Source organism: Priestia sp. SRI_019, assembly GCF_057586255.1.
This window is the reverse complement of sequence record NZ_JBYCZN010000004.1, coordinates 164,589-177,538: the sequence shown is the minus strand read 5'-3', so window position 1 is coordinate 177,538 and position 12,950 is coordinate 164,589. Positions and strand designations below refer to the sequence as shown.

The 12,950-nt window shown below is 38.3% G+C and carries 10 protein-coding genes; 8 read left to right on the top strand and 2 right to left on the bottom strand.

The genetic code is table 11. The features are described from left to right. Window positions 1-489: 489 nt before the first annotated feature. Window positions 490-2,202 (top strand): high affinity choline transporter 1, encoded by a 1,713-nt coding sequence (locus AC2YJL_RS21800; protein ID WP_230933794.1) that lies wholly within the window; start codon window positions 490-492, stop codon window positions 2,200-2,202. 326 nt (window positions 2,203-2,528) lie between these two features. On the opposite strand, the gene AC2YJL_RS21795 is transcribed toward AC2YJL_RS21800, so the two are convergent. Further along, complete coding sequence (locus tag AC2YJL_RS21795; RefSeq protein WP_195695701.1) at window positions 2,529-3,926, bottom strand: amino acid permease; 1,398 nt, start codon at window positions 3,924-3,926, stop codon at window positions 2,529-2,531. A 331-nt stretch (window positions 3,927-4,257) separates the two neighbouring features. Here AC2YJL_RS21795 and AC2YJL_RS21790 point away from each other — a divergent pair, with 331 nt between their 5' ends. The 5 genes from AC2YJL_RS21790 (at window position 4,258) to hpf (ending at window position 8,439) form a co-directional block, all read left to right on the top strand. Continuing rightward, window positions 4,258-4,938: a hypothetical protein gene (locus AC2YJL_RS21790; protein WP_285852921.1), complete on the top strand. Its 681-nt coding sequence runs from the start codon at window positions 4,258-4,260 to the stop codon at window positions 4,936-4,938. Window positions 4,939-5,139: 201 nt separating this feature from the next. After that, entirely contained in the window at window positions 5,140-6,939 is a 1,800-nt protein-coding gene (gene fliD, locus AC2YJL_RS21785) for a flagellar filament capping protein FliD (RefSeq protein ID WP_251568957.1), read from the top strand. Between the two features lie 16 nt (window positions 6,940-6,955). Next, entirely contained in the window at window positions 6,956-7,357 is a 402-nt protein-coding gene (gene fliS / locus AC2YJL_RS21780; RefSeq protein ID WP_025752547.1) for a flagellar export chaperone FliS, read from the top strand. A gap of 2 nt (window positions 7,358-7,359) precedes the next feature. Then, window positions 7,360-7,698 carry a flagellar protein FliT gene (fliT, locus tag AC2YJL_RS21775; protein ID WP_230933792.1) on the top strand — a complete coding sequence of 113 codons (339 nt, stop codon included), beginning with the start codon at window positions 7,360-7,362 and terminating at the stop codon, window positions 7,696-7,698. Between the two features lie 189 nt (window positions 7,699-7,887). After that, window positions 7,888-8,439, top strand: coding sequence for a ribosome hibernation-promoting factor, HPF/YfiA family (gene hpf / locus AC2YJL_RS21770; protein WP_013059750.1), 552 nt, complete (start codon window positions 7,888-7,890; stop codon window positions 8,437-8,439). A gap of 71 nt (window positions 8,440-8,510) precedes the next feature. Here hpf and AC2YJL_RS21765 read toward each other — a convergent pair whose 3' ends face one another. Beyond that, on the bottom strand, window positions 8,511-8,915 hold the full coding sequence (locus AC2YJL_RS21765; protein ID WP_195695706.1) for a GNAT family N-acetyltransferase: 405 nt from the start codon (window positions 8,913-8,915) through the stop codon (window positions 8,511-8,513). 226 nt (window positions 8,916-9,141) lie between these two features. On the opposite strand from AC2YJL_RS21765, the gene secA reads away from it, so the two are divergent. Then, window positions 9,142-11,658: a preprotein translocase subunit SecA gene (gene secA / locus AC2YJL_RS21760; protein ID WP_014457805.1), complete on the top strand. Its 2,517-nt coding sequence runs from the start codon at window positions 9,142-9,144 to the stop codon at window positions 11,656-11,658. A 99-nt stretch (window positions 11,659-11,757) separates the two neighbouring features. Then, window positions 11,758-12,856, top strand: a protein-coding gene (gene prfB, locus AC2YJL_RS21755; RefSeq protein ID WP_114896991.1) for a peptide chain release factor 2 whose coding sequence is annotated in 2 segments (ribosomal slippage) — window positions 11,758-11,820 and window positions 11,822-12,856 — 1,098 coding nt in all. Because the reading frame shifts where the segments join, the coding sequence is not laid out codon by codon here. The last annotated feature ends 94 nt before the right edge of the window (window positions 12,857-12,950 follow it).

Here is a 12,950-nt window from a genome sequence, read left to right as displayed (position 1 = left end):
TTATTATTCGGATATTAAGAAAAAATTTAACAAAAAGTAATTAAAAAATACTGATTGCTATGCCCCTTGATACAAAAGGTTTTTTTATGTATGAGCTATGAGAATATTATTCTTTTTTTATATGAAAACACTTAAACTTTTTTGACAATATCCTAAACATTCAGATATATTAACCATAGTACGATATCTGCTTGCATACAAACCTTGAGAGACAAAGGATTTTGAATGTAGAAATTAAGAAAGAAGTTTAGAGAGAGGATGAAAACAATTATGATTTCTTAGCAAAATAATAAAAAAGGTCAATTTAAATTATTTTAATATAATTATATAAACGTAATTTCTCCCCTTCGTATTGGTATTTATAATCCAACTATTTATATTTTATTCTAAAAAAATCTATTTTTAGGTTTAATTGTATGCTGGTAGGAAAAAGGAATAGAGGACAATTATGTCTTTAGATTTCTTTATCAATTTAAAGGATGTGAGACGATGCAAAATGCTAAAAAGCCATTTCGTTCAGACACACAACAAGCCAGGCCTGAAAAGTCGAATGAGACTTCTGACTTTTCAGGGAAATCAAACAGGAACAACCGTCTACTAACCCCCTTATGGACAACTATTATAGGATTTTCCATCTTTATGGTTGTCGCATTTATCTATTCTCTCTATAATCCAGATCTCTATTGGCCAGGCCTCATTTTAATGTTCATTATGTATGGTGTTATTTATTTTATTGGTGCTCGAGCCGCTGCAAGTAAAAAAGGAAAATCAGATGATATGCTTGTTGCAGGAAGATCTATGCCGCTATGGATTTCAATGTTCACAATGACCGCTACTTGGGTAGGTGGAGGGTATATTGCTGGAACGGCCGAAACCGTTTATTCCTCAGGGCTGACTTGGACCCAAGCACCATGGTGTTATTCAATCAGCTTAATTTTAGGCGGTATCTTTTTTGCTAGAAAGATGAGAAGGTTTGAGTTTATGACAATGCTCGATCCTCTAGAATCTCGTTTCGGTAAGAAAATGGCTACGGTTCTTTATTTTCCAGCTATACTAGGAGAGCTGTTTTGGAGCGCAGCTATCTTAACTGCTTTAGGAACAACATTCGGTGTGATTTTAGGCCTCAGTTTTTCAATTTCCATCATTCTTTCCGCACTTATTGCCATTGCATACACCGTGATCGGCGGCTTGTGGGCAGTAGCACATACCGATATCTTACAGCTTTCTATTATGTTTTTAGGATTATTTCTGGTGCTTCCCTTTGCATTTTCGAATACGGGAGGGGTGGGAGCCGTTTTTTCTACTTATTCAGAAGGTATGACTGGTTCTCTTCATTTATTTCCTCCACTAAAAGGCTGGGAAGATCCAAAATGGGGAAATACATATTGGCAATGGTGGGATAGCACATTTTTACTTATTTTTGGTGGCATTCCATGGCAAATTTATTTTCAGCGCGTGTTATCTGCTAAAAATGAAAAAGCAGCAATGTGGCTATCTATTACAGCCGGCATCTTTTGCGCGTTAGCGGCCTTACCTCCAACTTTAATAGGGATGATAGGTTATAGTGCAGACTGGGCTTCATTTGGAGCGTCAAGCCCTGAGAGCGCGTCTATGATTTTAACATACGTATTTAAATATCTAACGCCTGATTTAGTAGGAGCGATTGCGCTTGGAGGACTAGCTGCTGCCGTCATGGCTGCAGTAGCGGCTTCGTTACTTTCAGCTTCGGGGATGGCAGCCTGGAACGTGTATCGTCCGATTGTAAAACCAAATGCGACACAGGCGCAGTTAGATAAAGTTATTAAACGTTCTATCATTATCATTGGCACGGGAGCAACTCTAATTGCTTTAAACTCTGAGAGTGTCTACTCTTTATGGTATTTATCAGGGGACCTCGTGTATTGCATACTTTTTCCGCAGTTGGTTTGTGCTTTATTCTTTAAAGGAGCTAACTGGTACGGATCTTTGGCTGGGTTTATTGTGTCTCTTGTTCTTCGAATCGGTGGAGGAGAACCGCTGCTTCATTTAAAAGCGCTGCTTCCATATCCGATGATTGAAGACGGAGTGGTCATGTTTCCGTTTCGTACATTTGCGATGATAGGCGGGTTGTTAACTATTTTTATCGTTTCTTACGCGACGCGACGTATTTGCCCTCCTCAGCCGCTTCGAAATCTTCATCGTGACATATCGGTTGAGAAATAATCAAAAGAGGCTGGGACAAAAGTATTTTCGTTATAAAAAGATCCGAACGATGAATCGAGATTCTTAATAGAGAATCCAAATCGTTCGGATTTTTTCATATTTATAGTGAATATAAGTTTCATGTATGTAGATGCTTCTAGCTGTTGATTGGAGGGCAAGGCGAAAACTTTTGCAGAAAGCGAGCCTTGCACAAAAATCGACAGCGGTGTAACAAGCAGTCCAGCTCATTGATCCCATTTGTTCGTCTTTAGAGTAGATTAATTTAGTTATGTCTTAATCTCTGTGTTATAAAAAACAAAATAAAAAAAGCCGCAGATGCGGCTTTTTTATTTTGCAATATTTTCTGACTCGGAAAATTGATCGTCAGGTCGCTTGTTGTTTGTTTTTTTGATGAACGAGTATGAAAGAAGAACCACAGCGGTTAATCCAAGGGTTAAGAAAAACTGTGAGCGCATCGAATCAATAAATGCCATTGATAAGAAGATCACGGTAATAACAGCAATTGTTACGTATGTTAAATACGGGAACAACCACATTTTCATCCCTTTAATTGGCTGGTTGGCTCGATTCATTTTCTTACGCAGGCGTAAGTGAGAAATAGCGATAGCTAAATATACAATAAGAGCAATGGCTCCTGATGCATTAACTAAGAATAAAAAGAGTTTATCCGGCGAAACGAAGCTAAAGATAGCACATACATATGCGGCAGCTGTGCTAATCCATACAGCTCTTGCCGGCACGCCTGATTTGCTTACTTTTGCTAAAGCGCGAGGAGCTTGTCCTTTTTCAGCTAATGATAAAATCATTCGTGAGTTCGTATACAAAGCAGAGTTCAAGCAAGACAAAACGGATACTAATACGACTAAATTCATAATTTGTGCAGCAGCTGGAATATTGACCATTTCTAACATTGTTACATATGGACTTTTTAGTAAATCAGCTGAGTTCCAAGGTAAAAGAGTTACTAAAATAGCAACTGAACCAATATAGAAAATTAAAATTCGCCATACGACACTGCGAATAGCAGTTGTGATAGCTTTTGCTGGATTTTCTGATTCACTAGCTGCAATAGCCGCAATTTCAGCTCCAAAATAAGAGAAAATAACGGTAATAACTCCTAAAAAGATAGAGTTCGTACCTTTTGGCATAAAGCCTCCGTGGCCCGTTAAATTAGCTAGGCCAGGTGAAGATGTACCTGGGATCAATCCGAAAATAATAGCTAAACCGATTCCCATAAAAGCAACGATTGCCACAATTTTAATCATAGCAAACCAATATTCAAATTCTCCAAATGATTTGACAGAGAACAAGTTTGTTAAAGTTAATGCAAAGGTTAAGATTAAGCTTAAAAGCCAAATTGGTACGGAAGGGAGCCATTCATGAACAATTGCTCCTCCTGCAGTGGCTTCAATCGCAATTACAATTAGCCAGAAAAACCAGTAAAGCCATCCAACAGCATAACCTGCCCACGCGCCAATTCCTTGCTGAGCATATGTTGCGAATGAGCCTTTATCTGGGTTTACCATAGCCATTTCACCGAGCATACGCATCAATAGAACGACTAGCAGTCCGGCTGCTGCATATGAAACTACTGCTGCTGGGCCTGTTGCGTTAATAACGGATCCGCTTCCTACAAACAAGCCGGCTCCGATAATACCTGCAATGGAAATCATGGAAACGTGACGTTGCTTTAACTTTCCGTGTGATTCTGTTTTGTTTCCCATCGTATTCACTCCTTTAAAATTATCGAAAGACTATTAGAAAATAAAGTAAATTCTGAAAATATAAATAGAAATTCCTCCCCTTACCTTTATAATAAGCAAGAAGTGTGCCAATTATCAAATTCCTATAAAAATCGACTTTAAGTTACTAAAATTGACGTATTTTAAGTCAAAAAAGACTTGATTTATTCACCATAGACTTATTTTCCATTTGGGATGTCGGGTATATACGTACATTTTATACAAGTTTTCGACATACATCTTATTTATCTTATATGATAAAAGAGAAATCGGTATTATATTCCAAGAAGAATGTTTGAGAGGGTGCGTGTGTTTGAGAAAATTTATAGCTGTTATTTTTCTATTTATTATCCTTTTAGTTGGGGTGTATTTTTTCATTAGTCCAGTCAGAAATATTGAAAAACTTGATCAGACTGCTTCATTATCTTCACTGGCACAAGAAAAGTCCGCTCATGCGACGTCGCTAGAACTGAACGGAGGCTCTCCTGTTTTAGGATACCGATTAAGCGAGAGCGATGTTAATGATTATTTGCGCAGCTACCTTTACGAAAATGATAAAACGGTTGACGGAGCAGAAGCCGAGTTGCTTCCAGAACATATAAAATTTTATGTTAATAAACATGTAGTATCTTTTATGGAATCACAGTTTGTAGTTGACGTAACACCAAATGCCGAAAATGGAAAGCTTGTTTTAAAGGTGAATAGCGTGCATCTAGGAAGAATGCCGCTTCCGATGTCTCTTGTATGGGATCGCTTAAATATTGATAAGGCTTCTGATGTCACGGTCGATAAAGAAATGAATGAAATTACTCTGCTCAATAATTTGCCAGATTCCATTTCGTTTGAGCAAGCAGATACAACGGATGAATATATAAATTTATCTGCCTCTGTAACCATTGATTCGTTACGAGATATTATAAATCTAGCGCCGTACCTTATTCCTAAGGATATTCAAAGAAATTTATCCCAGAAACTGAACTTGTTTGGCCAATAATAAAAAGCTCACTTATTATAGAAAAATAAGTGAGCTTTTTCTATCTTGCACCATTTGACCTATGAAAAAAATGTTTGTTTTACCGATACAAAATAAAGAAGTGTTGAACCTATGAACGAATAAGAAAATCCGAAAAAATGTACTCATATTTTATGGCTAACAGTTGATGAATAGATGAATAAAAAACGGTGGTGATGCTAAGTGGTAAGAGTAAGTGGGTTAGCAAGCGGAATGGATATTGATCAAATCGTTAGTGATTTAATGAAGGCTGAACGAATGCCTATCGATAAAATGAAAAAACAAAAGCAAACGTTAGAGTGGCAGCGAGATGATTATCGCTCAATGAACTTGCTGTTATCAGACTTTAATAATCTCGCTTTTAATATGACCTTGCAGTCTTCTTATTCGTCTAAAACGGTATCTTCAGCAGATGAAACGAAAGTAAAAGCAGCAGCTACTTCCTCAGCAGCAAATGCTTCTTATACTCTTTCAAACGTGACAATGGCGACTGCTGCGCAGAGTATTAGCGTTAACAGTATTGCTTCTAGTATTGATCCGACGAAAAGCTTGTGGTCTCAACGGGATTCGATGGGAACAGGAGTGTGGACTAAAAAAACAATTGATCAAGCTGCTATAGCGTTAAGTGCTGATACTAGTACAGTAAAACTAGCCAAAGGGTCTCTTTCTGAAGGGAATACTCTGCAGTCTATCTCTGTTACCACCGGAGGTGTGACTAACAGTTATAGCGTGAGAATAGGAACTGAGGCAGGAACAGTAGATCCTAATGAAGTATTTATTAACGCAGACACAGGGGAAATGACGTTTGGTACCACGTTAACAAGCGGAAGCACAATTGAAGCGTTCTCGTATCAGCAAAATGTATTGAACTTTTCTATTACAACTTATGACAGCAATGGAAAAGCCACAGGAGACGGTCCAAACGGCAGCAGTGAATTTGAATTTGATGGTTCTACATCCTTAAACACGATTCTTACACAAATCAGCAATTCAAAAGTAGGCATTTCAGCCTTTTTCGATGAAGGAACGAATAAAGTTGTCATGACTCGTAAAGATACGGGAGATTTATCTTCGGCTGATAGTTTGGATGGTTCAAGTGGTTCAAACATGGTTTTTTCAGGAGGATTTTTGACGGGCTTTTTACAGCTCGCTGGTGATGCCAAAGGAACAGACGCAAAATTTACGCTGAACGGTCTAGAAACAACTCGTAAGTCCAATACATTTACAACGGGAGGCGTTACCTATACCCTTCAAAACAATTTCACAGGAGATGTGCGCGTTAACGTAAGCAATGATACGCAAAAAGTATTTGATACAATTAAAGATTTCGTGACCAAATACAATGAACTGATTGAGAAAATTAATGGAAAGATTACGGAAGAAAGAGACCGGAACTATCAGCCTTTGACTGATGAAGAAAGAGAAAAACTAACGGATAAACAAGCTGAGCAGTGGGATGATAAGGCGAAAAGCGGTTTGTTAAAAGGAGACTCAATTCTATCAAGCGGCCTAAACCAAATGCGTTCCAACTGGTATGCCTCTGTATCAGGAGTGAGCGGAGCATTTTCGCAGCTAACCGACATCGGTATTTCAACTAGTGCAAACTATAGCGATCGAGGCAAGCTAGTCATAGAAGGTGACGGAACTAAATTAAAAGAAGCAATTGAAAAAGATCCGCAGTCTGTCATGGATTTATTTATGAAAAGTGGAAGTACAACAAGTGAAAAAGGGATTGTACGACGTTTACGGGATACGATTACTCAAACCGTATCCAAAGTTGAGCAGCGCGCTGGCCGTTCAACATGGACAAGTGAACAATTTTTGCTTGGGCGGAATTTAAAAAGCGTAAACAGCCAAATTACTAGTTTTGAAAGCAGGCTCACACAGGTAGAGGACCGGTATTATCGGCAGTTTACAGCAATGGAAAAAGCCATTCAAAATGCAAATGCTCAAAGCGCGCAGTTATCGCAATATTTTAGTTAAGAAGGAGTGAACGTTTATGGCAGCAAATAATCCATATCAAGCGTATCAGCAAGGAGCTGTTCAGACTGCTTCTCCAGGAGAGTTAACGCTTATGCTGTATAACGGGTGTTTAAAATTTATCAAACTTGCACGAACAGGCATACAGGAAAAAAATATTGAGCTGAAAAATACGAATCTGTTAAAAGCACAAAATATTATTCAAGAATTAATGATTACCCTTGATACAAACGTGCAAGTTGCTAAGTCTATGATGGCTATGTATGACTATATTAACCAGTGTTTAATTGAAGCAAATACAAAAAATGACACAGCAAGCTTGGATGAAGCCGAACAATATGTAACAGAATTCCGCGATACGTGGAAGCAAGTTGTGCAGCTTCACCGCCAGCAAGTCCATGGAAGCGGCGGTCAAGCATAAATATGATTAACGACCTATATCAGCTAACGGATGAGATTTATCGGCTTATTCAAACATTTTGTGACAAAAATCGAGAAGAAGGCATTCAAAAGTTAGAGTATCTTCTATTAAAAAGACGTGACCTCATAGAGAAACTGCCGCCAAAAAATAGGGATAATGAATCGATGGGTAAGAAAATTGTCGAAATGAATAAGGAAATTGATCAAAAGCTCATCTTAATTCGGCATCAAATTATGGTAGATCTCCGTTTGCTAAAAGCGAAAAAAAAGCATAATAACAGCTATGTAAACCCTTACGAAACAAAAACGTTTGATGGGATGTTTTACGATAAAAAAAATTAATTCTGCGTAAAAAAATACAACCCTTCTTCTTATGGAGAAGGTCTATTTTTTTGGTTTTTTCATAAACTTTTCTCAGGTTCCATAAATTTTCACTAAATTTTCAAAAAAATTTAATAGTTTAGGAAGGGATTGTGTCGGGTATTGTAGAATTGTAGAGGTATAGCAATGGATTAAAGGAGGAGTTCGAACATGATGTATAACATTCGCGGTGAAAACATTGAGGTGACTCCAGCAATTAGGGAATACGTAGAGAAAAAGCTTGGTAAGTTAGAGCGTTATTTCGACGAAACACCAACTGCTGACGTAAATGTAAACTTAAAAGTCTACAATAACGATCAAAAAATAGAAGTCACAATCCCAATGAATGATCTCGTATTGAGAGCTGAAGAGACACACAGTGATTTATACGCAGCTGTCGATCTTGTCCTAGATAAATTAGAGCGTCAAATTCGTAAACATAAAACAAAAGTAAATCGAAAAATGCGTGAAAAAGGCGCTGAGAAGTATCTGTTCGCAGCATTAGAAAGCGAAGCGAACGTAGCTGTTGCAACTGAAGAAGATGAATTAGAGCTAGTTCGTACAAAACGATTTAATTTAAAACCAATGGATAGCGAAGAGGCTATTTTGCAAATGAATATGTTAGGGCATAGTTTCTTTGTATTTACAAACGCTGAGACCAACATTACAAACGTTGTATATCGAAGAAAAGATGGACGATATGGATTGATTGAACCAAACTAAGATTATAGGCTCTCTTAAACAAGAGCAGTAAAGTAAAAGCAGCGTGCCTCCGCACGCTGCTTTTTAGCTGCTTAAAAAAATAGTTCCATCACTACATAGCGCGTAGAAGATTTGGTGAATACACGCGTGGTTTCTTTCATGTTGAACACCTTATAAAAAGAGACTTTATTTTCTCGTGCGTTACACCAGATCTTTCTTACCCCAAGGTTCTTAGCTTTGAGAAAAACCTCCTCTAGTAGACGACTGCCATATCCTTTTCCTTGTTCATCTTTGAGAGTAGCAAATTTTCGAAATTGAGCTTCATCCCCTGTTATAAATAAAGAAACAACTGATTTTAACTCTCCTTCTTCAAACAGTCCATAGTGAATGCCTGATGGATCATCTTTCAGCTGAATATAACTGAAATCTTTATCAGGCCACATGACGGTATGTCGGACTTTCCAAGCTTGTTCTTTTGTAATCGATTGAACGTTCATTCTACATTCCCCTTTTTTATTGTAAGAGTGAGGAAGGGGAAATCACAATAGAAAATAACTCGTTAATAGAGTAGTACTCGTAAAGAGACAGACGAAAAAGGGTACAAGTTGCTACTTGTTTAGCTGCAATGTTACAATTTTACTCAGAATGTTTTATAATGAAAGATACAGATATGAATGAAAATAGTATAAAATGTACTGATTATAAATAGAGGAGCGTTTTAATATGCTTGGATTATTTAAAAAAGTGTTTGACGGCAATCAACGTCAAATCGGCCGTTTAGAAAAAATGGCGGACCAAATTGATGCGTTAGGTCCTGAAATTGCGTCTTTAACGGACGATCAGCTTCGTGAAAAAACAGCTGAATTTCAACAACGCTACCAAAATGGCGAATCGCTCGATAACCTATTAGATGAAGCTTTTGCGGTTGTACGTGAAGCAGCGAAACGTGTGTTAGGCATGTATCCGTACAAAGTTCAGTTAATGGGGGGTATTTCTCTGCATGAAGGGAATATCTCGGAAATGAAAACGGGTGAAGGTAAAACGTTGACAGCTACTATGCCTGTGTACTTAAACGCTATTACAGGAAAAGGTGTACATGTAGTAACAGTCAATGAATACTTAGCGAGCCGTGATGCTAGTGAAATGGGTCGTTTATACGAATTCTTAGGCTTGAAAGTAGGGTTGAATTTAAACCATTTAACGCGTGAAGAAAAGCAAGAAGCATATGCAGCTGATATTACGTATAGTACAAATAATGAACTCGGATTTGATTATTTACGTGATAACATGGTGCTTTACAAAGAACAAATGGTTCAACGTCCGCTTCATTTTGCCGTAATCGATGAAGTTGACTCTATCTTAATTGATGAAGCACGTACGCCGCTTATTATATCCGGCAGCGCGCAGAAATCAACTGCGCTTTATATTCAAGCTAATGCATTCGTTCGCACGCTTGATAAAGAAACCGATTTTACTTTTGATATCAAAACAAAAAGTGTTCAGCTAACCGAAGAAGGTATGTCAAAAGCCGAGCGGGCATTTGGCATTGAAAACTTATTTGATATTTCACACGTAGCACTAAACCATCACATCAATCAAGCGCTTAAAGCACATGTAACTATGCAAAATGATGTGGATTATGTAATTGATGAAGATCAAGTCGTAATCGTTGACCAATTTACTGGTCGTTTAATGAAAGGAAGACGTTTTAGCGACGGCTTACATCAAGCTATCGAAGCTAAAGAGAACGTTGAGATTCAAAATGAAAGCATGACGTTAGCTACAATTACATTCCAAAACTACTTCCGTATGTATGAAAAATTATCAGGTATGACGGGTACAGCTAAAACGGAAGAAGAAGAATTCCGTAATATCTACAACATGCACGTTGTTGTTATTCCGACAAACAAGCCAATTTCACGTGATGATAAAGCGGATTTAATTTATAAGTCAATGGAAGGCAAGTTTAATGCGGTAGTAGAAGATATTGCCGAGCGCCACGCAAAAGGACAGCCTGTTCTTGTTGGTACAGTTGCGATCGAAACATCTGAAATTTTATCAGCTTTATTAAAGAAAAAAGGCATTCGCCATCACGTGTTAAATGCAAAACAGCATGAGCGTGAAGCGGATATTATTGAAAATGCGGGTCACAAAGGCGCGGTAACAATCGCAACAAATATGGCCGGTCGTGGTACGGATATCAAACTAGGTGAAGGTGTCGTTGAAGCTGGCGGTCTTGCTGTAATTGGTACAGAGCGTCATGAATCACGCCGTATTGATAATCAGCTCCGCGGACGTGCTGGACGTCAAGGTGATCCAGGGGTATCTCAATTCTATCTATCCATGGAAGATGAATTAATGCGCCGATTTGGTTCAGATAATATGATGGCAATGATGGATCGCCTTGGTATGGATGACTCACAGCCAATTCAAAGTAAAATTGTAACAAGAGCTGTTGAATCCGCTCAAAAACGCGTTGAAGGTAATAACTTCGATGCGCGTAAACAATTGCTTCAATATGATGACGTGCTTCGTCAACAGCGTGAAGTTATTTACAAACAGCGCTTTGAAGTGCTTGATTCAGACAACCTTCGTGCGATTGTAGAACGTATGATTGAATCAACGCTACAGCGTGTGGTTGAAGTAAACACACCGCGTGAAGAATTAGAAGAAGAATGGAATTTACAAGCGATTATTGATTACGTAAATGCTAATGTTCTTGAGGAAGGTGAAGTCACAGAAGAAGATCTTCGCCGTAAAGAGCCTGAAGAAATGGTAGAACTGCTGGTAGATCATGCAAAAGCTCGTTATAATGAAAAAGAAGAGCAGCTCCCTGAAGAACAAATGCGTGAATTTGAAAAAGTTGTTGTTCTTAGAGCAGTTGATTCTAAATGGATGGATCATATTGATACGATGGACCAGCTTCGCCAAGGTATCCACCTTCGTGCGTACGGCCAAACAGATCCTCTTCGCGAATACCAAATGGAAGGTTTTGCGATGTTTGAAAATATGATTGCAACCATTGAAGAAGAAGTGACGAAGTATATCATGAAAGCAGAAATTAACAACAACCTTGAGCGTCAAGAAGTAGCACAAGGCCAGGCGGCTGTTCATCCAAAAGAAGGAGACGCGCCGGCTAAGAAGAAGCCAAAAGTAAATGCGATAGAAGTTGGCCGAAATGATCCTTGTATCTGCGGAAGTGGCAAAAAGTATAAAAACTGCTGCGGTAAAGAATCATAAAACAAGAGTCAATTAGTATAGAATGAACTAGTACAGGAAGGAAATGAGTCTTCTCATTTCCTTCCTGTGCGTCAAAAATAAAATAGAGGTGTTTAACTCATGGATTTAGTAGAAATTAAGCAAGAACTTGACAAAACAGCTAAGCGATTAGCGGACTTTAGGGGGTCTCTTTGACCTCGATACAAAACAAGCTCGTATCGATGAATTAGATGAGACTATGGCTGATCCAAATTTTTGGAATGACCAGCAGGCAGCTCAGACTGTTATTAATGAAGCCAATGGTTTAAAAGATGCAGTAAATCAATTTAACCACTTGGATGAAACATACGAAAATTTACAGATATCTCATGAACTTGTAAAAGAAGAATACGATGAAGATTTAGCAGAAGAACTAGTTAGTGAACTAAAAGAGCTTATTTCAGGCATGAACGACTTTGAATTACAGCTGCTTTTAAGCGAGCCGTATGATAAAAATAACGCCATTTTAGAACTGCACCCAGGTGCTGGTGGAACAGAATCACAGGATTGGGGTTCAATGTTACTACGTATGTATACGCGCTGGGCGGAGAAAAAAGGTTTCAAAGTAGAAACGCTTGATTACTTACCTGGAGATGAAGCTGGTATTAAAAGTGTAACGCTTTTAATTAAAGGTCATAATGCGTACGGGTATTTAAAAGCTGAAAAAGGCGTTCATCGTCTCGTTCGTATTTCTCCGTTTGATTCATCAGGCCGTCGTCATACGTCATTCGTATCGTGCGACATAATGCCGGAATTTAACGATGAAATTTCAATTGATATTCGTACGGAAGATTTGAAGGTTGATACGTATCGTGCAAGCGGTGCCGGAGGTCAGCATATCAATACAACAGATTCAGCTGTTCGTATTACTCACCTCCCAACTAATGTAGTCGTATCTTGTCAGACGGAACGTTCACAAATTAAAAACCGTGAGCAAGCAATGAAGATGTTAAAATCTAAGTTGTATCAATTAGAAATTGAAAAGCAGCAAGAACAGCTAGCTGAAATTCGCGGAGAACAAAAAGATATTGGGTGGGGAAGTCAAATTCGTTCGTACGTATTCCATCCGTACTCATTAGTAAAAGATCACCGCACAAATACGGAAGTCGGAAACACGCAAAGCGTAATGGATGGAGATCTAGATCCGTTTATCGATGCGTATTTACGTTCTCATATTTAATCAAAAGGCAGCATACTTAGGTATGCTGCCTTTTTTTAAATTGTTGGGACTTTGTAAAATTTGGATGAAGAAAAACGAGCGTAAAGAACTATTG

What these genes read in the sequence shown, in the direction of transcription:
- AC2YJL_RS21800 (WP_230933794.1), top strand. Translation starts at nt 490, where the DNA reads ATGCAAAATGCTAAAAAGCCATTTCGTTCAGACACACAACAAGCCAGG.
- fliT (WP_230933792.1), top strand. Translation starts at nt 7,360, where the DNA reads ATGATTAACGACCTATATCAGCTAACGGATGAGATTTATCGGCTTATT.
- AC2YJL_RS21795 (WP_195695701.1), bottom strand. Translation starts at nt 3,926, where the DNA reads ATGGGAAACAAAACAGAATCACACGGAAAGTTAAAGCAACGTCACGTT.
- secA (WP_014457805.1), top strand. Translation starts at nt 9,142, where the DNA reads ATGCTTGGATTATTTAAAAAAGTGTTTGACGGCAATCAACGTCAAATC.
- fliS (WP_025752547.1), top strand. Translation starts at nt 6,956, where the DNA reads ATGGCAGCAAATAATCCATATCAAGCGTATCAGCAAGGAGCTGTTCAG.
- hpf (WP_013059750.1), top strand. Translation starts at nt 7,888, where the DNA reads ATGATGTATAACATTCGCGGTGAAAACATTGAGGTGACTCCAGCAATT.
- AC2YJL_RS21765 (WP_195695706.1), bottom strand. Translation starts at nt 8,915, where the DNA reads ATGAACGTTCAATCGATTACAAAAGAACAAGCTTGGAAAGTCCGACAT.